The organism is Hymenobacter aranciens (assembly GCF_030580865.1).
In the GTDB taxonomy this organism is placed as follows: domain Bacteria; phylum Bacteroidota; class Bacteroidia; order Cytophagales; family Hymenobacteraceae; genus Hymenobacter; species Hymenobacter aranciens.
Genome location: NZ_JAUQSY010000012.1, coordinates 136,796 through 163,716, shown reverse-complemented (window position 1 = coordinate 163,716; position 26,921 = coordinate 136,796). Strand labels below are relative to the sequence as shown.

Here is a 26,921-nt window from a genome sequence, read left to right as displayed (position 1 = left end):
ACAACTTTTCTTTTTTCCTTTTTAAGGATTATTCAATTTTGTCGGCTTGCATAATAACTGAATCGGCTTTTTTGCCCTATACTTGCCACCTTCATCTAATTCTCCACTACTTTTTCCCATTTTCACTCACCAAATTTTTTTTCTAATGAAAAAATCCCTATTCATGATTCTGTTTCTGATTACGGTGCTGTTGCAGCAGGCCGTAGCGCAGGACAGAACCGTATCGGGCCGGGTACTAGACCGGACCACTAACGAAGGGTTGCCCGGGGCAACCATTCTGGTAAGAGGCACCAGCATCGGCACGGCAGCCGGGGCCGATGGTTCGTTTTCGCTCACCGTACCGGCGACGGCTACTGAGCTGGATGTTCGCTCGGTAGGATACACTAGTATCGTCCAAGCCATTACTGATGGGGTAATGACCATTGCGCTGGCCACTGATTCGCGTCAGTTGAACGAGGTAGTCGTTACCGGTTACGGTGGCTCGCAGGATGTGAAAGACATCACAGGTTCCATTGGACAGGTAAAGGAAGAAAAGCTGCTACTCCAACCGGTGCAGAGCTTCGACCAGGCCCTGACCGGCCGCGTGGCCGGGGTGCAGATTAACACCTCGGGCGGCGCACTGGCCGACCAGACCGCCATCCGTATCCGTGGGGCCAACTCCATCAGCGGCAGCTCACAACCGCTCGTCGTAGTAGACGGTGTGCCGATTAACACCCGCGACAATGCCAACGTTTTCAACAGCGGCAACGGTACGCGCTATAATCCTCTAGCTGACATCAACCCTAATGACATTCAGAGCGTGGAAGTGCTGAAGGATGCTTCGGCTGCCGCCATCTACGGTTCGCGCGCTGCCAGCGGCGTACTGCTCATCACCACCAAGCGGGGCCGCAACGGCCAGAACCGCATCAACTTCAACTCTTACATTGGTTTCCAGAACCCGGTACGTACGCCGGATTTACTTGGTGCCGATGATTTCATTGCCATCAACAATGAAAAGGCTGCCAACTCCCGTGCCGGTGGCAACAGCGGCGGGGTTGGTAACACGGCTATTCCGGCTACTATTGCCGGCTACCCCGACCTGAATGGCGACGGCCAGCCCGACCGGGTAGAAACCGATTGGACCAAGGAGATTTTCCGCACCGGTTCGATGCAGAACTACCAGCTCTCGATGTCGGGTGGTAACGATAAAGCCACCTACTACGGTGCCGGCGACTGGACTGACCAGAAAGGCATTATCAGCAACAACCGTCTGCGTCGGGGCTCGTTCCGACTCAACCTGGACGTAACCCCCAAAACCTGGCTGAAAAGCGGCATCAGCGCCAGCTATGCGCGCGCCCTGAACAACGGGGTACTGACGGACGGCTACCTTGCAGGTGCCACCGTATCCGGCTACAATGCTCCACCGAACGTACCGGTGTACAATGCCAACGGCTCGTATTACCTGAACACCGCTGGCAACCTGGGCAATGGAGGCAACAATATTTCTTACATCCTCAACAACTACAACCACCCTCGTGCGGTACTCGACCTGCAGCGCAACGACAACACCTCGCAGCGCACCATCGCCAACGGGTATCTGACCGCGCTGCCGCTGCCAGGCCTGAGCCTGACTTCGCGCTATGGCATCGACTACATGCGCAACTTCGAGCACCAGTACAGCAGCCCAGTAATTTCGGGTCTGGGCCGGGCTTTCGGGCCGGGCACCGGCTTGGTGCAGGACAACGACCTAGAGCGTACGCAGTGGAACTGGCAGAACTACGCCAACTACGATAAGACCTTCGGCGAAAGCCACAACGTCAACCTGACGGTTGGTCTGGAATACCAAGAGGAGCAAGAGCGTCAGACCTACACGCCTGCTGCTGACTTCGCCGACCCCAAATTCAAGGAAATTCTGGACGGCCTGTTTGCTTCCGAGCTGTCGGGCGGCGGTACGCGCTTTGCCCGGGGCTTTGCCTCGTACTTCGCCCGGGCCAACTATAACTTCGCCAACCGCTACTACGCCTCGTTCACCATCCGTCGCGATGGCTCGTCGGTATTTGGTACCGACAATCAGTACGGCATCTTCCCCGGCGGCTCCATCGGCTGGCGTATTTCGGAAGAAAGCTTCCTGAAAAACCTCAACACGGCTAACCGTCTGTCGGACCTGAAGCTGCGCGCCAGCTACGGCCAAGTAGGTAACTCTAATCTGGGTGGCAACGCCTCGAATGGTTACGGCGCGTACGCTTCCGGCACCCTGATTGGCGGTGGCCAATACGCCAATGTTAACGGTTTCAGCCTAAGCCAGGTGGGCAACTCCGGCCTGGAATGGGAAACGTCGAAGAAGCTTGACGTCGGCCTTGATGTGGCGTTTTTCAACAACCGCATCTCGATGACCGTTGACTACTTCAACAACCAAATCAGCGGCCTGCTGCTGGCAGCTCCTACCCTGCGCTTCCTAGGCTTGCCCAACTCGTCGGTTAACCGCAACGTGGGTGAGATGTACAACCGCGGTGTCGAGCTCAGCATCAACACCCAGACCCTGCGTCTGGAGAACGGCTTCCAGTGGAACACCAACTTCAACGCCACCTGGATTCGCAACCGGGTAACGGCCCTGGCTACGCCCAACGATATCATCGCCGGGGTGCAGCGCGCCAGCGTCGACCGTCCGCTGTCGGTTTACTACCTGCCTGAGTGGGCTGGGGTTAACCCAGCTAACGGCAACGCCCAATTCTATGCCGCCGATGGCAGCATCAAGCAGTATGACGCCGCCTACTCCGCCAATGGCACCACTACGGCTGGTCGCTGGCTGAACGCAGCTGGCGAGCCGACCACGGCCATCGGCACGGCCGATTACAAATATCAGGGCGACAAATCCGGCTATCCAACCTGGTTTGGTGGCTTCGACAACACCTTCTCCTTCAAAGGTGTTGAGTTGGGCATCTTCATGCAGTACAGCGGTGGCAACTACATCTACAACTCGACGCGCGCAGGCCTGATGACCAATTACCTCAACAACAACATTGAGGAAATTAAGGACCGCTGGACCGCTCCCGGCCAGAACACTGACGTTCCGAAACTGGTGTTGCGCGACAACGTATCGACTCAGGCTTCGACGCGCTGGCTGGAAAAAGGCGACTTCCTGCGTCTGCGTCAGGTAAGCCTCGGTTACAACCTACCCCAGGCGCTGAGCAGCCGCCTGGGCCTCTACAGCCTCCGCATCTACGGCTTGGTACAGAACCTGTATACCTTCACGGGCTACAAAGGCACCGACCCGGAAGTAAACTCGAACCGTAACTCGGTAACCGACGCCCTCGGCTACGGTGCCAGCAGCATTGGCTATGGCATCGACAACCGCTCGGTACCGCAGCCGCGCAGCTTTACTTTCGGCATCAACGTAGGTATTTAACTTAGACAACAACTTCATCATGTCAACCTATTCTTCTAACCTACTGAAGCGGCTTTTACTGGGCACGATGCTGCTTGGCAGCATCTCGGCCTGTGAAGTCATTACTCAGGACCCCCCGATTGCCCTAACGCCCGACCAAGCGTTTGGTGATGCTGACCGCATTGGCAAATCGGCTGTCGGCATGTACGACGGGCTACAGAATCTGGAATTTCTGGGTGGTCGCGCCCTCATCTATGGTGACGTTCGCAGCGACGACACTGCGCTGTCGCCTTATTTCAACACGGTGGCCGACCCGGCTGCGCTTCTGGCCAACAACGCCTATGCCCGTGACGCCTGGACAGGAGGTTACCGTACCATTTTCGGGGTAAACTACTTCCTAGACCGTCTGGCGGAGAACACCGGCAAGACCACGGCAGCTCTGGAAGCCCAGTATATCGCTGAAGGCAAGTACATCCGCGCCCTCACGTACTTCCACCTATTGAACCTGTATGCACAGCCGTATAATTTTACGGCCAATGCTTCTCACCCTGGCCTTCCCATGCCGCTGAAGGCATCTGCCGATGTAGTGCAGGCCTTTGCGCCTGAGCAGCAACTGGCTCGCTCTTCGGTAGCAGAGGTATACACCCAAATCATCAAAGACCTGACGGAGTCGATTGCGGGCCTGCCCGAAACCTCTACCGACGACTTTGCCCGGGTTGGCCGCGCTACCAAAGACGCCTCACGGGCCCTGCTGTCACGGGTATACCTATACCAAGGTAACTATACCGCCGCCGCGGCTAGTGCTGCCGAGATTATCAATGGTGGTCGCCACTCGCTTGAAGCCAGCCCCGCTACGCCATTCACCGATGGCTCGTACAACAGCAACACAGAGTCTATTTTCTCGGTGGCGCACAATACGGCTGACAACCCCAATACGAACAACGCCCTAGGCCAACACTATGGCCCTGACAACCGAGCCGATATTTGGGTAACTCCCTACGCCCGCATTGACGCCAGCCTGTTTCCAGCAACCGACCTTCGCCGCACGGAACTGCTGACTTCAGAGGGCAATATCCCAGCGGCAACCGAGCGGGTATATACCTTGAAGTACTCTAACTCTTCGTTCGACTACGCTCCCATTTCGCGTTATGCCGAAGTGTTGCTCAACCGCGCCGAAGCGCTGGCGCAGCTCGATGCCGGTGTAAGCGGTGATGCCATCACGCTGCTTAACCAAGTACGTGACCGCTCAAACCCTACTGCTGCTCCAGCTTATGCCGCAACGGATTTTGCGGATAAACAAGCGTTGATTGATGCTATCCTGCTTGAGCGCCGTCTTGAATTGGCTTTTGAAGGCCATCGCTACTACGACTTGCTGCGTTACCGCCGGAACCCGCCGCGGGTAAATTACGGCGAAGACAAGGCTGTTTTCCCCATCCCGCTGATTGACCTACAGCAAGACCCTAACCTGGTTCCAAACCCTGGTTATTAAGCTGTTTGCCAACTAAAAAAAATCCCCGTCCGAAAAATCGAACGGGGATTTTTTTAGTTTACCATAAATACATATTTCAAATTACTTATTATACATACCTAGAATACCCTTGGCAAACTGAATAACTGGCATTAAAAAGCATTCTCCGATGCTGGATTTAAAATCATGCCCGACGACTCGCCTCGCAAGCGCTGTAACAACGCCCTGGGTGAAATTTAATTTATCCTACTCGTGTGCATTTTCCCGGTGAAAAGCATCTGTTAAAGTGTCTGCTACTTCTAGCCCAGGCTAGCTGCTGCCGGGTTTTTACAATTTTTGCCGTAATTTGGCCGACGGGTCACGCCTACATTAGGAGCGCCATTTGCCATTTCCACCCATTTTAAGTTCTTTTTTCAATCACCCATCTTTAAATTTCAATGAAAAGACCCCTACTGTTGAGTCTGCTGCTGATGCTGGCTCTAGTCGGACGCGTCTGGGCCCAGAACCGTACGGTTTCGGGCCGCGTCATCGACAAATCAACGAATGAAGGCTTGCCCGGTGTAAGCGTTATTGTGAAGGGTACCACCAATGGTACTGCTACCAACGCCGACGGCCAGTATTCGCTTGCTGTACCAGCTGATGCGGCTACGCTGCAATTCAAGTATCTGGGCTACGTGACTGTAGAGCGTCCCATCGGCGGCTCGAATACGATTGACGCTGGCTTGGACGTTGATACCAAGCAGCTGAATGAGGTAGTAGTAACTGCCCTCGGGGTACCGCGCGAGAAGCGCGCACTGGGCTACGCTACATCGGAAATTAAATCGGACCAAGTGGTTCAGAAGTCAGAGCCTGACGTTCTGCGCGCTATTTCGGGTAAAGTTCCGGGGGTTGCTATCACCAGTTCGAGTGGCATTCCCGGTTCTTCGTCGCGTATCACCATCCGTGGTAACTCATCGCTGCTGGGCAATAACCAGCCGCTATTTGTTGTGGATGGCGTGCCATACGACAACTCGCAGACGGACTCGGAGAGTTCACTGGTACGGGGCGCTGGTTATTCCAGTCGTACTGCCGATATCGACCCCAACAACATTGCTGACATCCAAATTCTGAAAGGTGCTGCTGCTGCTGCTCTTTATGGTTCGCGAGCTGCCGGCGGGGTAGTAGTGATTACGACCAAAACCGGCAGCGGCCAGCGCGGAGCCAAAGGTGTGCAGATTGGCTATAGCACTGGCTATGCTTTCGAAAAGATTGCTGCTCTACCCGAATACCAGAACTCGTACGGTAACGGCGCCAACTTCACTGGCCCGTATGTTGCTAACGGCTCGTGGGGACCACGGTTCGGCAGTGCCCAAGCTCCTACGGTATTGCCTCACCCACAGGCAGGCAACGTTAATCTGGGTATTCCGATTACGGCTACTATTCCGTACCAAGCTTACCCGAATAACGTAAAAGACTTCTTCAACACAGGTCACGTATTCGAAAACTCTGTCTCGCTGACTGGCACGGGTGACAATGCAACGTTCTCGACCATTATTTCGCGCGCTGATAACCGCGGCATTATTCCAAACTCGTTTTTCACCCGTAACAACGTGAGTGCCGGGGGTTCGGGCAAGTTCAACAAATTCACCGTTTCGGGTTCAGTAGGTTACACTAACTCTGCCCAGCAGGGCCCCCAACTGGGTGCTAACAATGCTGTAGGCAACGCAACTGCTTTCGCTCGTACGCTCTTCCTGCCGCGTAACCTTGACCTACAGGGACTGCCTTATATCGACCCGGTCACCAAGCAATCCTATTTTGCCTGGCTTAGCGCCAACAACCCGGTGGATAACCCCATCTGGAGCACCGAAAACAACACCTACGTATCGCGGGTAGACCGCGTGACGGGTAGCGCCAGCCTTAGTTACGCTTTCAAAGATTGGCTGACCCTGAGCTACACTGGTGGTATCAATACGTATACGGATAACCGTCGTACGACGGTACGTCCAGGCTCTATCGGCTATGGTGGCGTTGGTAACGTACTGGAGGACAACATACAAAACACCGAATTGGAGCAGACACTGCTCTTGACATTCAACAAAAACCTGACTGAAGATATCAGCCTGCGCGCCTCGATTGGTCAGAACATTAACCAGCGCCAGCAAAGCTGGCTCGCATACCAAGGTAGCGGCATCGTGGTATTCGGCATCGATAACATCGAAAACACGACCGACAAAAACACCAACGGCTACGATTACTTTAAACGCCGCCTGATGGGTGTGCTGGGCGACCTGACGATAGGTTACCAAGACTGGGCTTTCGTTACGGCCACGGCCCGTAACGACTGGTCGTCGACGTTGAATAAGGGTGGAGTAGTTGGGCAAAGTGGCCGCTCGTTCTTCTACCCGAGCATTAGCGGTTCGATAGTTGTCAACGAAGCCCTGAAGCTCGATGCCCCTTGGCTGTCGCTAGCTAAGGCCCGCGTCGCCTATGCACGCGTAGGTCGCGATGCGCCCCCCTACACGGCTGGTCCGACGCGTTACATTATCAACCCGGCCTTCGGCAACCCCAGCCAGAAGCTGGGTAACGAGTTCCCTTTTGACAATGGTCAAACTAGTACTGCTGTTACTGGCCTCGGCCTTTACAACTCCATTGGCAACCCTGCGCTGACGCCGGAATTCACGAATGAGCTGGAAGTTGGCACCGACCTCAACTTTTTCAAGAACCGCATCTCGATTAGCGCTTCGTATTACGACCGTCGCTCGACCGACCAGATTGCTACGGTGTCTCTGCCCTACTCCACGGGCTTCGGTGGCCTGACGACTAACTTCGGCGAGGTATCTAACAAAGGCTTCGAAGTAGCTTTCAACGCCATTCCCGTAGACACGCGCGGTTTCCGCTGGAGCAGCACTGCTAACTTCACCCGCAACAAAAACAAAGTCGAAAGCCTGACGGCTGGTCTCGACCAGCTTTCTTTCGGCTCGGGCTTCTTGGGTGGTATTCAATCTATCCTGAAGCCTGGACAGGATTATGGCGTATTCTATGGCACGCGTGCCGCCCGTTATACTGCTCCTGATGGTAAAACCTACCGTCTCATCAACCCGACTGATGGCCGTATGATTGAGGACCCAAACCCGACCATCATTGGCAACCCGAATCCCAAATTCCTGCTGAGCTTCATTAACCAGTTCACCTACAAAAATTTCACCCTGAATACGCTGATTGACTGGCGCCAGGGCGGTGATTTGTATTCCACCACGATACAGTCGTACTTGGGCCGTGGCGTAACCAAGGACACTGAAGACCGTGAACGTCTGGTTATCATGGATGGCATTATCGGCGACCCGACGACCCGCCTGCCAGTGCTGACCGACCAGAACAACCCCAGCAGCTTCGTGCAAAACTCAACGGCCATTTCGTTGAACGATTACTACTTCGGTGTTGGTTCTGCAGCTGTTAACTCGGTTGATGAAGTGTCGGTGTATGATGCTACAACTATTCGTCTGCGCGAAATCACGCTGGGCTATGACCTGCCTAAGAACCTGCTCAACAAGACTCCTTTCGGCTTGATTAACATTTCGCTGTCAGCTCGCAACCTGTACTGGTATTCGCCCAACATTCCGAAGTATACCAACTTTGACCCCGAAACCAGCACCTTTGGCGCCAGCAACCAGCAAGGCTTCGAATACACCAATGCTCCAACGACCCGTCGATATGGTGTAAACCTCCGTGTTAACTTCTAATCCTGCATCTTCGCTTTCCATGAAATTTCGTCATATTCCTCCTTATCTGGCAGCGCTGGGCTTATTAATGGCTGCCCCAGGTTGCAAAGACTTCTACGACGTTAACGTCGACCCGATTCACCCTACTGCAGCGGAGCCGCAACAATTGCTACCCGTTGTTCAGCTAGCAATGTCCACTCACTTGGGTTTCAACATCCAGGGCTTGGGGCAACCGGCCGCAGCTTTGGTGCAGCAACTGTCTAATGGCCGTGGTACTGGTGCTTATCAGCAGGAGTCCGACTCATTCCAATCGTCTTGGAATGGTTTGTACTCCGACATGCTGGCCAACAACGAGCAGCTAATTACGCAGGCGACGGCCGCTGAGCAGTGGGGCTATGTGGGCATTGCCAAAATTCAGAAGGCCTACGTGTTCAGCCAACTGGTTGACGCCTTTGGCAGCGTCCCATACTCGCAAGCGCTAAAAGGCGTGGCCAACCGTGCTCCCCGCTTTGACCGCGATGCTGACATCTACAACGGCGAAGCGTCGTTGGGCATCCAAAGTCTTTTCAGTCTGATTGATGAAGGCATTGCTGACCTAGACCGTCCTAATGCTAGCGTGCCGTCATCTACTGGTGGCGACATCATTTACAAAGGCAATAAGCAGAACTGGCAGGCCTTGGGCCGGTCGCTGAAGCTGAAGCTCTACAACCAGATTCGGAAAACGACCGATGTCAGTGCTTCTGTACGTACGCTACTCGGCCAGCAACTGCTGACTTCTAACTCCGATTTCGAGTTGAAGTACGGGACTTCGACGCAGCCGGAAAATCGTCATATCGGCTTCCTTTCTGACTACGTAAATAGTGGTCGCGAAAATCAAATCGGGCGGTACTTCTATCTGTTGATGAAGTACGGTAATGGGTTTGAATATGCAGCTCCTGTTGCAACTCCTTATGCTGACCCGCGGATTCCGTATTACTTCTACCGCCAAAGCAACCCCAGCTACAGCACGTCCCTGTACGACTACCAGGATAGAAACAATCCTAGCTTCGTCACGACTCGCTTAGGCAGCCGTGGTCCGGCAGCGAGTGCTGGCAACGCGGGTGACCGTACCCTGCCGGGCTTGTACCCTTATGCTGGGCGCTACGATGATGGGAAGTTTGGTCTTGCCACAGGCACTTCGGCCTCAGGGGCAGGCACTCAGCGCTTCATCACCTATTTCACTCAGAAATTTACCGAGGCTGAGTTGCAGCTGATGGTATTGAATAATGAGTCTGCCGCTCAGACCGCTTATCTGGAAGGTGTTAAAGCGGCGTTTGCTAAAGTCAACGCTTTGGCTACTGGAACGGGAGCCCCTTCATTCACTCAGAATGACTCGGTTAGTGCTGAGTTGTTTGGTGGTAGCTACACACGCACCCGCAATGGCACGACGACGACGACAACGCGCACTGGTTACTATAACGACCTGTTTACCACACGTAATGGCCAAGCCACGACGCAGGAGCAGAAGCTACAGGCTATTATGGAGCAGAAGTATATCGCCAGCTTCGGCATGACACTGGACGTGTACACTGACTTCCGCCGGACGCACTATCCATTGCTGCCCGTACCGGAAACCTCGCAGGCAAACACTGCGCTGGGGCTGTTCGATGACCAGGACGGTCAAACTGTCGGCACGGGCCAGCCTTTCCCGCGCCGCCTTTTCTACCCGCTGGACGACCTGATTTCTAACACCAATCCGGACGCTCCGAAGGCACAGGTTCCGTATTCGCTGACCGACAACAATTACCGTATCTTCTGGGACCGCTAGTCCATGTCCATGCTCAATACCGCAAATTCCATGAAAAAAGCACTCATCGGGCTGTTGCTACTTGCATCGGCCTCGGCTGCGTTTACCTCCTGCAAAGACGAGGACAAAGACCCCCAGCCTTCGGTAGTTAGCGTACCTTTGTTCTTTCCTACGCTCACCACTGACAGTGACACGGTACTGAACCTTCAGCGTACCCGCGCCAGTGATAACGCGCTGGCTAACTTGCCTAACCCCACACGGCCTCAGATTAAATTCACGATTAACATCACTGACCAGCGTGACGTGAAAATCAAGGCCGTGCAGGTGTACAAAAGCTACCGGGCAACCTCTGGCGCTTCATTAGGGCCTCGTATTCTGGCTGGTGAGTACCCTACTTTCCCCACTACGGTTGAATACAACAGCCAGGAAATCCTGACAGGGCTGCTCAGTTATACCCCCCCTACCCCCCCGGATACAGTGGGAACTGTTCGTCCTATCAAGGGTGCTACGGCTAGCGCTAACAATACTGTTTTCTCTGGTAGCACTATCCTGTTTACGTTCGAGTACGTGCTGGAAGATGGCCGCCACATCATCTTGACTCCAGTGAATAAAATCAACGCGAGGCTTCAGGGCTCGACTGACCCGTTCAAAACTTACGAGGTAGTGACGGGTACGCAGACTAATGCTCCTTACGCACTACCCATCGTAGTCCGCAACTAGGCAGGGTATGATGAATAAAAAGCCCCAGCGGTGCTGGGGCTTTTTTTATGTTTTGGGGTCGGTCGACTCACAAAATATATTGACTCAAATCGCGGTTTTTCACCATGTCGCTGAGCCGCTCGTCTACCAGCTCGGCGGTGATTTGCAGGTGAGCGTGGGGACCGATTTTGTCGGGCACGTCGAAGAGCAAATCGTTGAGCAGGCGGCTCATGACGGTGTGCAGGCGGCGGGCACCGATGTTCTCGATTTCACTATTTACCTCGAAGGCAATTTCGGCGACGCGGTCGAGGGCGGCGGGGTCGAAGGTGAGCTCCACATCTTCGGCTTGCAGCAGGGCCTGGTATTGCTTGGTGAGGGCGTTTTTGGGGTCCTGCAGGATGCGAACGAAGTCGGCCTTGGTGAGGCTCTGGAGCTCGACGCGGATGGGGAAGCGGCCCTGGAGTTCGGGTATGAGGTCGCTGGGCTTGGCGACGTGGAAGGCGCCGGCGGCGATGAAGAGGATGTGGTCGGTGTTGACGATGCCGTACTTGGTGTTGACGGCGGAGCCTTCGACGATGGGGAGCAGGTCGCGCTGCACGCCCTGGCGGCTCACGTCGGGGCCGCTGCTCTTGCCGCTGCCGCTGGTGGCTACTTTATCGATTTCATCGATGAAGATGATGCCGGCGTTTTCGGCCTGGCGGATGGCTTCGTCCCTGACGTCGTCCATGTCGATGAGCTTGGCGGCTTCTTCGTCCAATAAGAGGCGGCGGGCTTCGGCCACAGTGACTTTGCGCTTGCGGCTGCGCTTGGGCATCATGTTGCCGAGCATGTCCTGCAGGCCGGAGAGTGAGGCCTCGTCCATGCCGCCAGGGGCACCCATGATGCCGACGCTGGGGCCGGGTTGCTGCACATTGATTTCGATTTTGCGCTCGTCCATTTCGCCGTTGCGGATTTTCTCGCGGAACCGCTCGCGGGTGCGCTCGTTGAGCTCGTGGTCGGCGGTGGGCACTTCGTCCCCTCCCCCACCGCCGAAGCCGACGCCGGGCTTACTGCCGGCCGGCGCGGTGATGGGCGGGATGAGGGCGTCGAGAATGATTTCTTCGACGGCCTGGGCGGCTTGGGCTTTGACGGCTTCCTGGCGGCGGGCTTTGACGCGGTTGACGCTTTGCTCGGCGAGGTCGCGGACCATGCTTTCGACGTCGCGGCCGACATAGCCGACTTCGGTGAACTTGCTGGCTTCGACTTTGACGAAGGGGGCGTCGGCGAGGTGGGCGAGGCGGCGGGCAATTTCGGTTTTGCCCACGCCGGTGGCCCCAATCATGAGGATATTGTTGGGCACGATTTCGGCCTGCATGGCGGCGGGAGCGTGCAGGCGGCGCCAGCGGTTGCGCAGGGCGATGGCCACGTAGCGCTTGGCTTCGTGCTGGCCGATGATGTATTTGTCAAGCTCGGCCACGATTTGGGCCGGGGTGAGGAAGGAGTCGTTGAGCATTCGGGGATGGGATGGTAAGAAGAACGTCATCCTGAGCTGACCGAAGGGAAGCGAAAGGACCTCGCCCGCTTCTCTGTGGTGGTGACTTTAATCGTTAAAACGAAAAGAAATTACCATCCCAACGAAGCGGGCGAGGTCCTTTCGCTTCCCTTCGGTCAGCTCAGGATGACGTTTTGTTTTGACGTTCTAATTTGACGCAGGTTGCTCGGCTTTCTTTTTAAAGAGCGAATCGAGGTTGCGCGCCAGCGTGAAATACTCGCTGGAGCCGGCGGCTTGCAATACGGCGTGGGTGTAATCGAGCTGGAAGCCGGCGATTTTGAGCATGGCGCCGAAGCTGAGGCCGGCGCTGCCGCTGGTGTTGACCAGGGCGAGCTCGCGGCGCTGGAGGTGGTTGTAGCCCACGCGCAGGTGGAGGTTTTGGCCCAGAAGGAGGGCGGCGCTGGCGGTGAAATGGCGGGCGAGGTTGTCACCGAAGCTGCGCTTCTGTTTGATTTCCTCGTTGTTTTCATCGAGGGAGCCGCGAGCGTTGGGGTCGATGTACTGGATGTCCCACTGCTGGAGGTGGTGGGCGGTGAGGGAGAAGCGCACCGGCATATGGGCGGGCTTGATGGTGGCGCCGAGCTGCACGTCGAGGGGCAGGTCGCCGCGGGAGGTGCCGGGGTAGGGCGAGAACTGGTAGCCGGCGTTTTTCACGGCCAGGCCCACGGTAAAGTCTTCGGTGGGGTGCTTGTAGACGACGCCGGCATCGACGACGCCGGCGGTGGAGCGGCTGCCAGCAATGCTCGACATGGCAAACTTGAGGGTGGCGCCGTAGGTGAATTTGCCTTTGGTGTAGGCGTCGGTGACGCTGAGGGTGTACTCGTTGGGGTTGAAGGTGCCGAGGCTGTTGCCGGCGGGGTCGTAGCTTTCGAGGTCGCCGTAGCTGAAGTAGTTGACGCCGATGCCGAGGCGGCCGAGCTTCTGGGTGTTGAAGACATAGGCGGCGGTGCTTTGGCGCATCTGGCTGACGTAGGCGATGTAGCTGATGGCCAAGCGGCCGTCCATGTCGGCGTTGACGAGGGCGGGGTTGGCGAAGAGCATTAGCGGGTCGTCGTTGCGGTTCGACACGTTAGTGCCGCCGAGGGCGGCCTGCTGGGCGCTGGCGGGCAAATCGAGGAAGGGGAACACCTTGCTGCCGCCCAGCTGCTGCGCGGCGGCGGGCAGCGTCGTCATCATTGCCAGTGAAAAACCCAGGCCGAGAATCCGGTGTGCGAAAAGCTGCTTCATACGGTTAAAGATACGGCCGGGCGGCCGCTTGTTCGGGCTCAGAACGGCGGAAGGGGCGTTTTCGTGCGCGGCGGAAGCCCTGATTTGCTCGACTGCCTCACGAGGGTGCTCGACGGCGTCTCGGATATGCTGGACGGTCCCTCGGACGTGCTGGACAACGTCTCGGGCTTGCTGGACGGTCCCTCGGAGGTGATGGACAATATCTCGGACATGCTAGACTGCTCCTCGGACATGCTGGACAGCCCCACGAGGGCGCTCGACTACGCCACGTGCGTGCTCGACGGCCTCGCGGGGCTGCTGGACAGAATTTCGACAGACCTACTGCACCTCCACGCTGGGGCCCACGGCAGGCGCGGGCTCGTCGCGCACGGGGAGCTTCTGGGGGTGGGGCACTAGTTCATCCAACAAAGCCACGCGCAGCACGTCGTCCACTCTATCAGCATAGTGGATGGTGAGGCCTTTGAGGTAGTCGGGCTCGATTTCCTCGATATCCTTGCGGTTTTTGGGGCAGAGGATGATGTCGGTCATGCCGGCGCGGCGGGCGGCGAGGAGCTTTTCCTTGATGCCGCCGACGGGCAGGACTTTGCCGCGCAGGGTGATTTCGCCGGTCATGGCCAGCTTGGCGCGCACGCGGCGCTGGGTGTAGGCCGAGGCGATGCTGGTGAAGATGGCGATGCCGGCGCTGGGGCCGTCCTTGGGCACGGCGCCCTCGGGGAAGTGAATGTGGAGGTCGTACTGCTCGAAGAGGCGGAAGTCGATGCCGATTTCATCGGCCCGCGAGCGCAGGTAGCTGAGGGCGGTGATGGCGGATTCCTTCATCACGTCGCCGAGCTGGCCGGAGAGGGTGAGCTTGCCGCGGCCCCGGCTGAGCAGGCTTTCGACGAAGAGAATGTCGCCGCCCACAGAGGTCCAGGCCAGACCGGTGACGACGCCGGCGGTGTCGTTGTCCTGGTACTGGTCGCGGTCGAAGATGGGGGCGCCCAGGATTTTACGCACTTCGGTGGGCTCCATGGTGGCGGGCAGGTCTTCCTTGCTGGCTTTGCGGCGGGCGAGGTTGCGGGTGAGGGCCGCGAGCTTACGCTCGAGGTTGCGGACGCCGCTTTCGCGGGTGTAGTCGTCGGCCACGCGGTGCAGGGCGGGGTCGGTGATTTTGACTTCCGTTTCGCCCAGGCCGTGCTCGCGGAGCTGCTTGGGCCAGAGGTGCTTTTTGGCAATCTGGACTTTCTCCTCCTGGGTGTAGCCGGTGAGGTCAATGATTTCCATGCGGTCGCGCAAGGCGGGCTGGATGGTATCGAGCGAGTTGGCGGTGGCGATGAAGAGGACTTTGCTCAAGTCGTATTCGACTTCGAGGTAGTTGTCCACGAAGGTGGAGTTCTGCTCCGGGTCGAGCACTTCGAGCAGGGCCGAGCTGGGGTCGCCGCGGAAGTCGGAGCTCACCTTGTCGATTTCGTCGAGGATGATGACGGGGTTGGAGGCGCCGGCTTTTTTGATTTGGGCGATGATGCGGCCGGGCATGGCGCCGACGTAGGTTTTGCGGTGGCCGCGGATTTCGGCCTCGTCGCGCACGCCGCCGAGGCTCATGCGCACGTATTTGCGGCCCAGGGCGGTGGCGATGCTACGGCCGAGGCTGGTTTTGCCCACGCCGGGGGGGCCGTAGAGGCAGAGAATGGGCGCCTTGAGGTCCTGCTTGAGCTTGAGCACGGCCAGGTACTCAATGATGCGCTCCTTGACCTTTTCGATGCCGAAGTGGTCGGCGTCGAGGATTTTTTTGGTTTGCTTGAGGTTGAATTTGTCCTTGGTGTACTCGCCCCAGGGCAGGTCGAGCAGGAACTCGACGTAGTTCATGCTCACGGCGAAATCGGGGGCCATGGGGCTGGTGCGGGCCAGCTTTTCCATCTCCTTTTTGAAGTGCAGGGCCACGGCCTCGGGCCACTGCTTGGTGAGGGCGCGGGCGCGGAGGCGGTCGACGTCCTGCTCGGGGCCGTCGTGGCCGAGCTCATCCTGCAGGGTTTTGAGCTGCTGGCGCAGGAAGTATTCGCGCTGCTGGGCGTCGATGCCGGTGTGGGTTTTGGCCCGGATGTCGTGCTTGATTTCCAGCAATTCAGCTTGGCTGAGCAGGGCTTCGAGGAGCTGGTGGGCTTGCTGGACGGGGTCGGCCTGTTCGAGCAGCTTCTGCTTGGCGGGCACGTCGAGCTGCACGTTGGACGAGAGGAAGTGCGTCAGAAAGGCCGGCGACTGTATGCCGTCGAGCATGGCGCGGGCTTCGACGGGGATTTCGGGGCTTAGCTCCAGGACTTTCGTGGCGGCCTCGCGCAGGGCCTGCAGCAGACCGAACTCGCCGGGCACGTCGGGGTTGAGGGAGTTTTCCTCGAAGTAGCGGACGCGGGCGGTGAGCTGCGGCTCGTAGCTCAATTCTTCTTCGAGCTGGAAGCGCACCTGGCCCTGGAGGATGATGGTGATGTGGCCGTCGGGCTGTTCGAGGAGCTTGAGGATGCGGGCGAGGGTGCCCACGGGGTATAATTCCTCGAGGTTCGGCTCGCTGATGTCGGGCGAGAGCTGGGCCACTACGCCGAGCAATTTGTCGGCGGCGTGGACTTTGCGCACCAGCTTGATGCTCTTTTTGCGGGTGACGGTGACGGGCAGCACCACGCCGGGAAAGAGGACGGTGTTGCGCACCGGCAGCAGCGGCAGCGTGGCAGGCGCGTCGTCGCCGCTGAGCAGGTGGTCGGGGTCGGCGGCCATGATGGCAATGGCTTCGGGCTGAGCGGAGTCGCCCAAAAGGTGAGCCGGGCGAACCGCCGAGCGGGAAGAAACAGACAGATGAGGCATAAGAGAGGGTAAGCCAGAAACGGCCGGGCGGGTGCCATAGTGGCAGCCAGCCGCTGGTCGGAATACGGAAACGCCGTGCGTTCGCCGGATAATGCTACGGCGACAAGGGCCGTGCCACTCGTTGCAATCCGCCAAAGCGGCGGCCTGCAACGAGTAGCGCGGGTTTAAAGATACGCGCTGGCCTGATTTTTGGGATTTACAGCAGTAAAGAGCGGTAAATTTGCCATCCTAAACGCTTTCTTTCCTACTGCGGCGGCTAAAATTGCAAATTTGTTGGCAACTTGCAGCCTTATTACCTACTTCACTTCGTTTTATGCTCACCGGGTCACGTTGCCGCTTGCTGCTGTTGCCACTGCTGATGCTGCTGGGAATGGCTACGGCGCCCACCGCCCAGGCCCAGCGCCGCCCCGTGAAGCGCACGCCGGCAGCCGCTTCGCCCTCGGCCGATACGACCAGCGGCGGGGCCTCGGCCTCCCCTACCCTCAAGGTAAATAAGGCGGCCAGCAAGCCCGCCATAGCCCCGGGCACTTATAAAGTACAGGGTCTCAACCAGCGCATCGTGCGCAAGCTGCGCCTGCGGCCGGATGGCACGCCGGATTTTGTGTACATCAACCGGCGGCCGTATTTCGAGGATAAAAAGAGCCTCAAGCTCATCGCCAAAGCCGAGAAGCGCCAGAACTACCGCGAAGCCCGCGTGCTGCTGGAGAAGTACGTGGCGCAATTCGGCATCGAGAATTTCTACCGCAATACCAATCTGCTGTGGCACCTTGGCCAGCTCTTCGAGCGCGATAGCAACCAGGTGGAGAAGGCCAAAGCCTATTACCGCCTGGCCCTCAAGCACCACCGCACCGATATCAAGAAGGTACAGCTGTACTACGACTCGCTGGAGCAGAAGGACACCGACCTGTACGTGCCGCTGAAAACGTACTATGAGTTGGTGGAGTACCGCAAGAATCTCAACACCTTCCACCCGCCCAAGGGCGTGTACACGAGCATGGGCGACGCCGTGAACAGCAAGGCGCCTGACTACGGCCCGGCGCTGGCCGGCAACGACTCGGTGATGCTGTTCAGCAGCAAGCGCAAGCGCCGCGGCGTGACGTCGCAGGTGGATGAGGACTTGTACATGTCGCGCCGCGAGGGCGTCAGCTGGGCCGATGCCGTGCCGCTGCCAAAGCCCATCAACTCGCCTTATAATGAGGGCTCGGCCTGCCTGAGCAAGGACGGGCGAACCATCATTTTTGCCCGCTGCGAGTGCCCCGGCTGCGGTGGCAACTGCGACCTTTACACCGCCAGCATGGGCAAAGACGGCAAGTGGGGCGCGCCCAAAAGCCTCGGTCCCACCGTCAATTCGCCGGCCTGGGATTCGCAGCCCACCTTCTCCCAAACCGGCGACACGCTGTACTTCGCCTCCGACCGGCTGGGCGGCTTCGGGCTGAGCGACATTTACTTTACCCGCAAGCTGAAAAACGGGCAGTGGAGCCCGGCCGAAAACCTGGGACCCATCGTGAACACCCGCGAGAGTGAGGTAAGCCCGTTTTATCACCCACTTTACCACGTGCTGTATTTCAGCTCGCGGGGGCAGCTGCTGAACTTTGGTGACTTCGACATTTACAAAACCTACCGCGTGCTGGGCCGCTGGCAGGAGCCCAAAAACATTGGTCCGCTGGTGAATGGCAAAGGTTCGGAGTACTACTTCACCATCGACCGCGAAAGTAAAAACCTGTACTACGCCCGCTCGGAAGCCACCGAGATGCAGAATCTGGACCTCTTCTCCTTTCCATTGCCGATGGAGGCCCAGCCGCTGGCCACTACCAAGGTGGAGGGTACGCTGATTGACTCCGTGTCGCAGAAGCCGCTGAATGGCATCGTCAGCATCATCGATACCGACAACGGGATTGAGGTAGCCAGCAAGTACATCCGGCCCGACGGCACGTTTGATTTTGAGCTGATTGAGGGCTCGCACTACGCGCTGATGATTCAGAGCCCGGACTTCTTCTCGGTTGATAAGCAGTTTGCGCTGAAGGGCGACACGGTGATGACGCTGCTCACGAACAGCATCGACTATAAGCTGCCGCTGATTTTCAAGAACATTGAGTTTGAAGCAGGGAAGTCGACTATTCTGACGGCCATGCAACCGACGCTTGACCGCATTGCACTGTTTCTCGTCGACCATCCCACATTCCGCCTCAGCATTGCGGGCCACACCGACAGCAGCGGCGACCCCGACGTGAATGAGAAGCTCTCGCAGGACCGCGCCGAGGAAATCCGACGCTACATTGAGCGTAAGGGCAAGCTGGGTAACAGTCGCATCGAGAGCTTCGGCTACGGCTCCACCAAACCGCTTAAGGATGAAATGAGTGAGGCCGATGCCAAAGTAAACCGCCGGGTTGAGTTCAAGCTCATCAAGCCCGATGATGACAAAGCCGCCCCCGCCGGCGGCGGCGCCGATGGCGGCGGTGAGTGGAAGTAGCGGCGCTGCTACAAGAAGTCCCACCACACCTCGCGATGCGCCGGGCCGCCTAGTGCGTAAGGCTCGCCGATGCGGGGCACCGTCACGGTTAGGCCGAGTTTGTCAGCCTGGGGCAACAGCAGTTTAATGGGCTCATTCCACGGATGGTAGCCAAGCGTAAACTTGGCCCAATGCACTGGCAATAAAGTATGCGCGCGCAGGTCAATAGCGGCCTGCGCAGTTTCGTGCGGCAGGGTGTGGATGGTCTGCCAGAGCTCGTTGTACTGCCCGTTTTCGAGGATGGCCAAATCGAACGGCCCATACTGCTCGCCGATGGCCTTGAAATGGCTGCCGTAGCCACTGTCGCCGCCGATGAACAGGCGCACGCCCGCCACGTCCAGCACGTAGGAGGTCCACAGCGTTTGCTGCGGCGCCAGGCTGCGGCCCGACATGTGCTGCGCGGGCGTAGCCGTGAGCTGGACGCCGGGCACGGGCGTGGCGTGGTCGCCCCAGTTTAGCTCGGTTAGCCGCCCGGCAGCCCAGCCCCAGTGGCGGAAATGGGCCGCCACGCCTAGCGGCAGCACCACGTGCCGCACCCGGCCGCGCAGCTGGTTGATGGTGGCGTAGTCGAGGTGGTCGTAGTGGTCGTGAGTGATAATAAGCACGTCAATCGGCGGCAGGTCGGCCACCTGGTAATCATTGGCGCCGGCAAACGCCCGCACCGAGCCCGGAATGGGCGAGGCATTGCCGCTGAAAACGGGGTCAACCAGTAAGTTGAGTTCGCCGGCCTTGATGAGGTAGGACGAATGACCGAACCAGATGACTGTGGGTTGTTCGAAAGCTGGGCTCCGTAAATCGGTGCGTACCGAAGGGATGGGTTGCGAGGGCCGCACCGACTTGGGGCGGCGCCAGAAGCCCAGCATCAACTCGCGCACCGACATATCGCCCACCCGGTATGCCACCCCGCCCAGGTTCTGGAATTTGCGGTTGTGATAGTTAGCAAGGCTTGCAAACTGGGCCAGTTGCTCGGGCGCGGGGCTTTTACCCAGGATTTTCATAGAATGCGAACGCAGATTTTGTGGCCCCGCAGACGCGCCGGGCCGCCCGATATTTTACCCGCCGCTACTGCACCGCCAGCACGCTTAGCTTCTTGCCATTGAATACGGTTTCCTCCCCGGCTCGCAGTCCCTTGAGGGCCAGCGCCACCGGCGCGGCCGCCGATACGGCAAAGTACTCCTGCCCCTCCACCACCAGCTTCCCGGCGCTGATGCCGAGGTAAAACCAGCCCATACTGGTGTGCACCAGCGCGCCGGGGCGCACGGTGTCGCAGGCTGCGTCAGGGCTGATGCGCAGCAGCTCGGCCTGCAATTGCTGGGCCTGCTGCAGCTGGGCGGCGTTGCGGTCGCGCTCGGCGTTGGCCATTTCGCGGCCGGTTTCATACTTGTCGCCGGCGCTGCTCTTGGTTTCAGAGCTCGAGGATTCCTGGGCGGCCTGCATGGCGGTGCGGGCGGCGGCCATGCGCTGCTCGACAAAGGCGAGGCAGGCAGCGTGGAGAGCGGGTTTGATTAGCTGGTCTGGGCTTGCCATGTGATTTCGGGTGAGATATCGGGTTGCCAATTCACCAGCATATGTCCCAGTTGGTTAAGCGAACCCGCTTCGGCAGTTATTGAAAACTCAAGTTTGACTCTGTGCGGATTGGCAGCATTATTATCGGTGATGACGCGCAATGCGGTATGGCCTTGCCAGTCATAGCAGTAAGCTTCGAAGCGTATTGAATTGTGATACATGCCATAAAAACCGGCATCAAATACCAGAACTTCATCCACATTCCTGGGAAAGATAATAAGCTGCTTCCCAAAATCTTTCCAAGCAGCGTCGTGCATATAAAGATGCACCTGTGTCTCTAGACTCTGGCTTGCGATAGTGACGTCAATAGTACCGTCTCCTTCATAATCTAGATTAGCAGCAAACACCACCGTTCCTGTTACCATTTGATTTTAAGCCGTTAATGACTCCATTGTTACTTTCACTTTCTCTACCCACTGCGCATCCTCCGGCCGCACCACCAGCACCCGAAAGCCATGCCGCTCGCCTTCCAGCCATACGCCTTCCGCGTCATCAATCAATAAGTCAATACCGAAGCTCGGCGGGTGCTTGGAGCAGCGGGCCTGCGCTTCGCGGCCGTGCCGCTGCTGGTTAACGATGCCATCGAGCCGGATGCCGTGCAGCCAGAACAGCCGCCGAATATGCCAGGCGCTGCGGTGCGAAGTAGTGTACACCCACACTTCCCAACCCTGCTGGCGGCAGTGCGCGGCTGCTTCTACAATGCCTTGACGCAGGCCTTCAGGGCGCAATAACCAAGCCCAGAATTTGCGGTGGGGAAGTGCCAGCGGAAATTCATAGCCGCAGCGAATGAGCGTATTATCGAGGTCGAAGGCGATGCGCATGCGTAAGAGGCTACTGCAACAAACCCTCAGCCAGCGCCCGGTCGTTGCTCAGGCGCGGCACCTTATTCTGCCCACCCAGCTTGCCTTGGCTTTTCATGTAGCGCTGAAATGCGCCGGCTGGCAGCGCCGTGAGCTGCAACGAAACCAGAATACTACCCTGCCGCAAGTCGTTGTAATAAGTATTGCGGCGGCGCAGCGCCCCGTCCAGTTTCTCGCCAAACGCCGCTACATCCTGCGGCGGGCGGCCAAACTCCACCAGCCACTCGTGGCGCGAGGGCGTCGCCGGGTCGCTGCTCACCAGTGGGGCCACGGTGAATTCGGTGACCTCCACTCCCGGAAACTGCGTCATCACTTCGCGTAGCGCCTGCTCCACTTCTTCGCCGATAACATGCTCGCCAAAAGCCGATAAAAAGTGCTTGATGCGCCCCGTCACCACCACCCGGTGCGGGTGCAAGTCGACGAAGCGCACGGTATCGCCCAGCGAATAGGCCCAAAGGCCGGCGTTGCTGGTCAGCACGATGGCGTAGTTCTTATCTAGCTCCACGTCGGCGATGCTGAGGCGGGGAGGGTTTTCGTCAAAAAACCGCTCAGCGGGAATGAATTCGAAGAAAATGCCGCTACTGAGCAGCAGCAGCAGGCCGGGGTTGCCGGGCTGGTCCTGGAAGGCCAGGAAGCCCTCGGAGGCGGGGAAGGTTTCGAGGCTATCGACGGGGCGGCCGATGCTTTCGAAGAGCTTGGCGCGGTAGGGCCCGAAGTTGACGCCGCCGTACACGAACAGGTTGAAATTCGGGAAGATGTCCTTGATGGGCCGGCCGGTAATAGCAATGAGCTTGTCGAAATACATCTGCACCCAGGGCGGAATGCCCGAAATCAGCCGCAGGTCTTCGGGCAGGGTTTCTTCCACAATATGGTCGAGCTTGGTTTCCCAGTCTTCGATGATGTTGGTCTGAAACGTGGGCAGTTGGTTACGGCGCAGGTAGCCGGGCACGTGGTGGTTGGCAATGCCGGAGAGGCGGCCGGTATGGATGCCGTGGTGGGTTTCCAGGGCCGGCGAGCCCGACAGGAAAATCAGCTTGCCATCCAGAAACTCACTGCGGCCGGTGCGCTGCACGTAGTGCAAAAGCGCATCCTTAGCGCCATTGATGTGGTTGGGAATGCTGGCTTTGGTGATGGGAATGTACTTGGTGCCGGAGGTGGTGCCGCTGGTTTTGGCTAGGTACAGCGGGCGGCCGGGCCAGAGCACGTCGGCTTCGCCGGCCTGGGTGCGGTCGAAGTACGATTTCAGGCCTTCGTAGTCGCGCACGGGCACCTGCCGGGCCAGGTCGGCGGGGGTTTGGATGCGGCCCAGCTCGTGCGCCCGGCCGAAGGCGGTGCCAGCGGCGGTGGCTGTGAGTTGGCGGAGCAGCGCCAGCTGCGTGGCTTCGGGGCGGCGCTGCCACTGCTGGTAGCGGCTCACGACGTAGGCCGCCAGCGGGCGGCTAAGGGCAGATTTTATTCCCATTCGATTGGCAAAAGCAGCCGTTCATCGGCGCATAAAGGTACCTTCGCCCTACGAAACCGGCCCTGGCCTAAACCAAATGGCCCGGGTCACGTTTCGATTTCCACCATCTATCCCAACCACAACACCCCCATGATTAACCAACGTGGCAAAGCCGTCTGGAACGGCGACATCAAAGGCAGCGGCGTCATCAGCACCCAAAGCGGCACCGTCGAGGCGCCTTATTCCGTAGGCACCCGCTTCGAAGGCCAGAAGGGCACCAACCCCGAGGAGCTCATCGGGGCGGCCCACGCCGGCTGCTACACCATGTTCCTGACCAGCATGCTCACCAAAGCCGGCTACCAGACGGAGCAAATCAATACCGAATCGAAAGTAACCCTTGATACCAGCGGCGACGTTCCCAAAGTAGTTAAAATCCATATCACTACCGAGGGCAAAGTGAGTGGCATCTCGGCTGATGAATTTCAGAAGCAAGCCGAAAACGCCAAAGAAAACTGCCCCATCTCGGTCCTGCTCAGCGCCGTGCCCGAGATGACGCTGGAAGCGAAACTTTCGTAGAGTTATGAGTTAAAAATCATGAGTTATGAGTTGGTATCGGTTCGTCCGGCCAACTCATAACTCATAATTTTTAACTCATAACTCGTCCTTACCTTTGTCCCATGCCTGCACCCACTACCCGCATTCGCCTTCGCCCGGCCAACTCTTCCCGCGTCAACTTCTGGGGTCAACTGGCCATCGGCACCGGCTGGATTTTATACGCCCTGTTCTCAATGGAGCGCGACAGTGATACCTTACATGGCCCGCTCTGGTACACGCACTGGCTGGTGTTGCTCTTCGGCGTTATCTACCTGGGCTACGTACTGATTCACAACGCACCAGTTTTCGGCACCCAGAGCTACCTGGAATTTACGCCCGGCTACATCGTGCATAAAGCCGGCCTGTTCCGCCCCAAGCAGGTGTTTCCCACCGAAAATATGTCGGCGCTGGAGCTCGACCCGCAGCTGCTGCGCGTGCGCCAGAAAGACGGCGAAATCTATTCGCTTAGCCGCCGGCAGGTGAAGGGCAAGCGCCGCAAAGCCCAGTTCCGGGCCAAGCTGCAGGAGTTTGCCGCCCAGCACGGCGTGGAGCTGAAAGACAGCTCCAACCCCGCGAAATAAAAAAGAAAGCCGGCTTAGCAGCCGGCTTTCTTTTTTATTCTACTTCTTTATTCTACTTCGCGAATTTCTTCCGTAGCTCGTCCACCTGCTCGCGGAATTTCTTATCCGAATCCACCAAGTCCGACACCGTTTGCACCGAGTGCATTACGGTGGTGTGGTCGCGACCACCAAAGTGGAAGCCAATGGTTTTCAGCGTGTGGCTGGTGTGGTGCTTGGCGAAGTACATAGCCACCTGCCGGGCCGTCACGACTTCTTTCTTGCGGGTTTTGTCCTTCAGCAAATCTACGGAAATGCCGAAATATGCCGCCACGGTCTTCTGGATAAAGTCGAGGTTTACCTCGGCCTCTACTTCTTCGATGATGTGGCGCAGGGCCTGTTTCACCATCTCCAGGTCAATGTCGCGGCGCGAGAGGCTACTCTGGGCCACTAGCGAGGCAATGACGCCTTCGAGCTCGCGCACGTTGGTATGCACGGAGTTAGCCAGGTAATCTACCACGTGGGGCGGCGGAATGTCGATGCCGTCCTGGTCCATCTTGTTGCGGATGATGGCCACGCGGGTTTCGAAATCGGGGCTTTGCACGTCGGCCGTCAGGCCCCATTTGAAGCGGTTCAGCAGCCGGTCTTCCAGGCCCTGCAGGTCTTTGGGCGGCCGGTCGGAGGTCATCACAATCTGCTTACCCGACTGGTGCAAGTGATTGAAGATGTGGAAGAACATCTCCTGCGTCTTGCCCTTGTTGGCCAGAAACTGGACGTCGTCCAGAATCAGCGCATCGACCTGCAGGTAGAAGTTGGCAAACTCCTGCACGGCGGTACGCTGCACGCTGTCGATGAACTGGTTGGTAAACTTTTCGGCCGATACGTAGAGGACAAAACGCTCCGGCGCCGTGGCCTTGATGTGGTTGCCGATGGCCTGCACGAGGTGCGTTTTGCCCAAGCCCACACCGCCGTACACCATCAGGGGGTTAAAGGAAGTAGTGCCGGGCTTGTTAGCTACCGCAAGGCCGGCCGAGCGGGCCAGCCGGTTGCAGTCGCCTTCAATGTAGTTATCAAAGGTATAGGAGCCGTTGAGCTGCGAAGGCACGAGGTTGCCATCCATGGGCTTCACCGACTCGAAGGGGTTGCGGGGCACCGCAAACGTGGTTTGCGCGCCCGGCGCGGCGCGGCGCGTGTCGGCCGAGGAGACGTAGCGGGCGGCTGCGGCCCGGCCACTGCCGGCCAGCGGGTTGCCCATGGGAGCCGACGGCGGCGTGGGGTGCGCCACGGCGGGCGTATCGTGCGGGTCGGGGGCGGCGGCCTTGCGGGTGGTGGGCAGGTGCAGGGTGCGGGGGCGGGCCTGCTCATTGCCCTGGTCTACCACTACACTGTATTCGAGGCGGCCTTCGCGGCCGAGTTCCTGGTAGAGGGCGCGGCGCAGCTCGTCCACGTAATGCTCCTCCAGCCAGTCGTAGAAATACGCGCTGGGCACCTGAATGGTGAGCACGTTACCCTTGAGCTCAACCGGGATGATGGGCCGGAACCAGGTCTTGAAGCTCTGCTCGCCGATTTCTGCCGCGATGGTGCGCAAGCAACCAGCCCAAACCGTGCGAAAATCCTTGAGCATGATGGCGATACAACAACCACCGGCAACCCGCCGGGAGCAAAAACACGATAGAATACGCCGGTGAACGACCGGCCGTTTGGTTTTGGGGGGTACAAAATTGTGGAAAACTCCGCAGTAAAAAAAGTCCCCCGGCTATTGTTTTTGTCCTGCTTTTAACAGGCCCTTAACATACGTCGCGCACGGGCACCACGGCCGCCCCGGCTAGGCCCGGGCGCTTGCTGCCGGGCGCAAATTCGTAGTCGAGCCGCCCCAGGTTGATGCCCGACCAGCCTACTTGGTTAATCAGGGTTTTGTGCCCGCCGGGGCCTTCGATGGCTTCCGGCTTTTCCAGAAAGGTATGGGTGTGCCCGCCTAGAATCAGGTCGATGCCGGCAACCTCGGCGGCCAGCTTCAGGTCGTGGATTTTGTTGGGCGAGTTGTCGAACTTGTAGCCCAGGTGCGAAAGGCAGATGACGAGGTCGCAGCGCTCGGGGCCGCGCAGCTGCGTCACCATCTTCCGGGCCGTTTCTACTGGGTCGAGGTACACAGTTTCGCCGAAGTTGCGCTCGCTCACCAGGCCCGCCAACTCAATGCCCAAGCCGAAAACGCCGATGCGGACGCCCTGCTTCTCAAACACTTTGTAGGGTTGAAAGCGGCCCGCAAGCGCGGTTTTCGAGAAGTCGTAGTTGGCAATCAGGAACGGGAAATTGGCGTGGGGCAGCTGGCGCTGCAGGCCTTCGAGGCCGTTGTCAAAATCGTGGTTGCCGAGCGTGGTGGCGTCGTAGCCCATCTGGCTCATGAGCTTGTATTCCAGTTCGCCACCGAAGAAATTGAAGTACGGCGTGCCCTGAAACACGTCGCCGGAGTCGAGCAGCAACACGTTAGCTTCCTTGGCCCGGATTTCCTTGATGAGAGCCGCCCGGCGGGCCGCGCCGCCCATGCCGGCCCACTGCCCACTGCCCTCGGGGAAAGGCTCGATGCGCGAATGTACATCGTTGGTGTGCAGAATGGTAAGCTTGATGGGCGCTTTAGCTACACCGGCTACGGCGGCGGTGGTGGCGAGGCTGCCGAGGGCGGTGAGGCCGGCGGTACCCAGCACGGAATTACGGAGGAAGCTGCGACGATTCATTTCTTGAGTTATGAGTTTTGAATTATAAGTTATGAATCATAAGACTGAGCAAGCGTACCG

Annotated in this window: 18 protein-coding genes; 8 read left to right on the top strand and 10 right to left on the bottom strand. The window is 58.3% G+C overall.

Annotated features, from left to right (window positions below; all coding sequences use genetic code 11):
- The first annotated feature begins 145 nt into the window (after positions 1–145).
- From Q5H93_RS17940 to Q5H93_RS17920, 5 genes are all read left to right on the top strand, one after another.
- Complete coding sequence (locus tag Q5H93_RS17940; RefSeq protein ID WP_305008009.1) at positions 146–3,385, top strand: SusC/RagA family TonB-linked outer membrane protein; 3,240 nt, start codon at positions 146–148, stop codon at positions 3,383–3,385.
- Between the two features lie 19 nt (positions 3,386–3,404).
- Positions 3,405–4,853, top strand: coding sequence for a RagB/SusD family nutrient uptake outer membrane protein (locus Q5H93_RS17935; protein WP_305008008.1), 1,449 nt, complete (start codon positions 3,405–3,407; stop codon positions 4,851–4,853).
- A gap of 416 nt (positions 4,854–5,269) precedes the next feature.
- Entirely contained in the window at positions 5,270–8,551 is a 3,282-nt protein-coding gene (locus Q5H93_RS17930) for a SusC/RagA family TonB-linked outer membrane protein (RefSeq protein ID WP_305008007.1), read from the top strand.
- 19 nt (positions 8,552–8,570) lie between these two features.
- On the top strand, positions 8,571–10,337 hold the full coding sequence (locus Q5H93_RS17925; RefSeq protein WP_305008006.1) for a SusD/RagB family nutrient-binding outer membrane lipoprotein: 1,767 nt from the start codon (positions 8,571–8,573) through the stop codon (positions 10,335–10,337).
- 30 nt (positions 10,338–10,367) lie between these two features.
- Positions 10,368–11,036: a hypothetical protein gene (locus tag Q5H93_RS17920; protein WP_305008005.1), complete on the top strand. Its 669-nt coding sequence runs from the start codon at positions 10,368–10,370 to the stop codon at positions 11,034–11,036.
- Between the two features lie 67 nt (positions 11,037–11,103).
- On the opposite strand, the gene hslU is transcribed toward Q5H93_RS17920, so the two are convergent.
- The 3 genes from hslU to lon all read right to left on the bottom strand — a co-directional run bounded on the left by hslU (position 11,104) and on the right by lon (position 16,515).
- Positions 11,104–12,507 carry an ATP-dependent protease ATPase subunit HslU gene (gene hslU, locus Q5H93_RS17915; RefSeq protein ID WP_305008004.1) on the bottom strand — a complete coding sequence of 468 codons (1,404 nt, stop codon included), beginning with the start codon at positions 12,505–12,507 and terminating at the stop codon, positions 11,104–11,106.
- Between the two features lie 186 nt (positions 12,508–12,693).
- A complete protein-coding gene (porQ, locus tag Q5H93_RS17910) occupies positions 12,694–13,773 on the bottom strand; it encodes a type IX secretion system protein PorQ (protein WP_305008003.1) in 1,080 nt (359 codons plus the stop codon).
- Between the two features lie 318 nt (positions 13,774–14,091).
- A complete protein-coding gene (lon, locus tag Q5H93_RS17905; protein WP_305008028.1) occupies positions 14,092–16,515 on the bottom strand; it encodes an endopeptidase La in 2,424 nt (807 codons plus the stop codon).
- 400 nt (positions 16,516–16,915) lie between these two features.
- On the opposite strand from lon, the gene Q5H93_RS17900 reads away from it, so the two are divergent.
- Positions 16,916–19,072: an OmpA family protein gene (locus tag Q5H93_RS17900; RefSeq protein WP_305008002.1), complete on the top strand. Its 2,157-nt coding sequence runs from the start codon at positions 16,916–16,918 to the stop codon at positions 19,070–19,072.
- Between the two features lie 8 nt (positions 19,073–19,080).
- On the opposite strand, the gene Q5H93_RS17895 is transcribed toward Q5H93_RS17900, so the two are convergent.
- The 5 genes from Q5H93_RS17895 to Q5H93_RS17875 all read right to left on the bottom strand — a co-directional run bounded on the left by Q5H93_RS17895 (position 19,081) and on the right by Q5H93_RS17875 (position 22,999).
- Entirely contained in the window at positions 19,081–20,109 is a 1,029-nt protein-coding gene (locus Q5H93_RS17895) for an MBL fold metallo-hydrolase (protein ID WP_305008000.1), read from the bottom strand.
- A gap of 64 nt (positions 20,110–20,173) precedes the next feature.
- Positions 20,174–20,638, bottom strand: a complete 465-nt coding sequence (locus Q5H93_RS17890; protein ID WP_305007999.1) for a 3-oxoacyl-ACP synthase — start codon at positions 20,636–20,638, stop codon at positions 20,174–20,176.
- Positions 20,617–21,042: a hypothetical protein gene (locus Q5H93_RS17885; protein ID WP_305007998.1), complete on the bottom strand. Its 426-nt coding sequence runs from the start codon at positions 21,040–21,042 to the stop codon at positions 20,617–20,619. Before Q5H93_RS17885 ends, Q5H93_RS17890 begins: the two co-directional genes overlap by 22 nt.
- 6 nt (positions 21,043–21,048) lie before the next feature.
- The gene (locus Q5H93_RS17880; RefSeq protein WP_305007997.1) at positions 21,049–21,498 is read right to left on the bottom strand and encodes a hypothetical protein; all 450 of its coding nucleotides are present in this window, start codon (positions 21,496–21,498) and stop codon (positions 21,049–21,051) included.
- A 10-nt stretch (positions 21,499–21,508) separates the two neighbouring features.
- The gene (locus Q5H93_RS17875) at positions 21,509–22,999 is read right to left on the bottom strand and encodes a GH3 auxin-responsive promoter family protein (RefSeq protein ID WP_305007996.1); all 1,491 of its coding nucleotides are present in this window, start codon (positions 22,997–22,999) and stop codon (positions 21,509–21,511) included.
- Between the two features lie 129 nt (positions 23,000–23,128).
- Between Q5H93_RS17875 and Q5H93_RS17870 the strand changes: the two genes are divergently transcribed.
- A complete protein-coding gene (locus Q5H93_RS17870; RefSeq protein WP_305007995.1) occupies positions 23,129–23,554 on the top strand; it encodes an OsmC family peroxiredoxin in 426 nt (141 codons plus the stop codon).
- Positions 23,555–23,655: 101 nt separating this feature from the next.
- Positions 23,656–24,153, top strand: coding sequence for a hypothetical protein (locus Q5H93_RS17865; protein WP_305007994.1), 498 nt, complete (start codon positions 23,656–23,658; stop codon positions 24,151–24,153).
- 52 nt (positions 24,154–24,205) lie between these two features.
- On the opposite strand, the gene dnaA is transcribed toward Q5H93_RS17865, so the two are convergent.
- On the bottom strand, positions 24,206–25,753 hold the full coding sequence (dnaA, locus tag Q5H93_RS17860) for a chromosomal replication initiator protein DnaA (protein WP_305007993.1): 1,548 nt from the start codon (positions 25,751–25,753) through the stop codon (positions 24,206–24,208).
- Between the two features lie 163 nt (positions 25,754–25,916).
- On the bottom strand, positions 25,917–26,861 hold the full coding sequence (locus Q5H93_RS17855; RefSeq protein WP_305007992.1) for a bifunctional metallophosphatase/5'-nucleotidase: 945 nt from the start codon (positions 26,859–26,861) through the stop codon (positions 25,917–25,919).
- Positions 26,862–26,921: the final 60 nt, after the last annotated feature.

Coding starts and splice junctions, on each gene's coding strand:
- Q5H93_RS17865 (WP_305007994.1), top strand. CDS start 23,656: ATGCCTGCACCCACTACCCGCATTCGCCTTCGCCCGGCCAACTCTTCC.
- Q5H93_RS17920 (WP_305008005.1), top strand. CDS start 10,368: ATGAAAAAAGCACTCATCGGGCTGTTGCTACTTGCATCGGCCTCGGCT.
- Q5H93_RS17895 (WP_305008000.1), bottom strand. CDS start 20,109: ATGAAAATCCTGGGTAAAAGCCCCGCGCCCGAGCAACTGGCCCAGTTT.
- Q5H93_RS17855 (WP_305007992.1), bottom strand. CDS start 26,861: ATGAATCGTCGCAGCTTCCTCCGTAATTCCGTGCTGGGTACCGCCGGC.
- Q5H93_RS17885 (WP_305007998.1), bottom strand. CDS start 21,042: ATGGTAACAGGAACGGTGGTGTTTGCTGCTAATCTAGATTATGAAGGA.
- dnaA (WP_305007993.1), bottom strand. CDS start 25,753: ATGCTCAAGGATTTTCGCACGGTTTGGGCTGGTTGCTTGCGCACCATC.
- Q5H93_RS17890 (WP_305007999.1), bottom strand. CDS start 20,638: ATGGCAAGCCCAGACCAGCTAATCAAACCCGCTCTCCACGCTGCCTGC.
- Q5H93_RS17935 (WP_305008008.1), top strand. CDS start 3,405: ATGTCAACCTATTCTTCTAACCTACTGAAGCGGCTTTTACTGGGCACG.
- hslU (WP_305008004.1), bottom strand. CDS start 12,507: ATGCTCAACGACTCCTTCCTCACCCCGGCCCAAATCGTGGCCGAGCTT.
- Q5H93_RS17900 (WP_305008002.1), top strand. CDS start 16,916: ATGCTCACCGGGTCACGTTGCCGCTTGCTGCTGTTGCCACTGCTGATG.
- Q5H93_RS17880 (WP_305007997.1), bottom strand. CDS start 21,498: ATGCGCATCGCCTTCGACCTCGATAATACGCTCATTCGCTGCGGCTAT.
- lon (WP_305008028.1), bottom strand. CDS start 16,515: ATGGCCGCCGACCCCGACCACCTGCTCAGCGGCGACGACGCGCCTGCC.
- Q5H93_RS17870 (WP_305007995.1), top strand. CDS start 23,129: ATGATTAACCAACGTGGCAAAGCCGTCTGGAACGGCGACATCAAAGGC.
- porQ (WP_305008003.1), bottom strand. CDS start 13,773: ATGAAGCAGCTTTTCGCACACCGGATTCTCGGCCTGGGTTTTTCACTG.
- Q5H93_RS17930 (WP_305008007.1), top strand. CDS start 5,270: ATGAAAAGACCCCTACTGTTGAGTCTGCTGCTGATGCTGGCTCTAGTC.
- Q5H93_RS17875 (WP_305007996.1), bottom strand. CDS start 22,999: ATGGGAATAAAATCTGCCCTTAGCCGCCCGCTGGCGGCCTACGTCGTG.
- Q5H93_RS17940 (WP_305008009.1), top strand. CDS start 146: ATGAAAAAATCCCTATTCATGATTCTGTTTCTGATTACGGTGCTGTTG.
- Q5H93_RS17925 (WP_305008006.1), top strand. CDS start 8,571: ATGAAATTTCGTCATATTCCTCCTTATCTGGCAGCGCTGGGCTTATTA.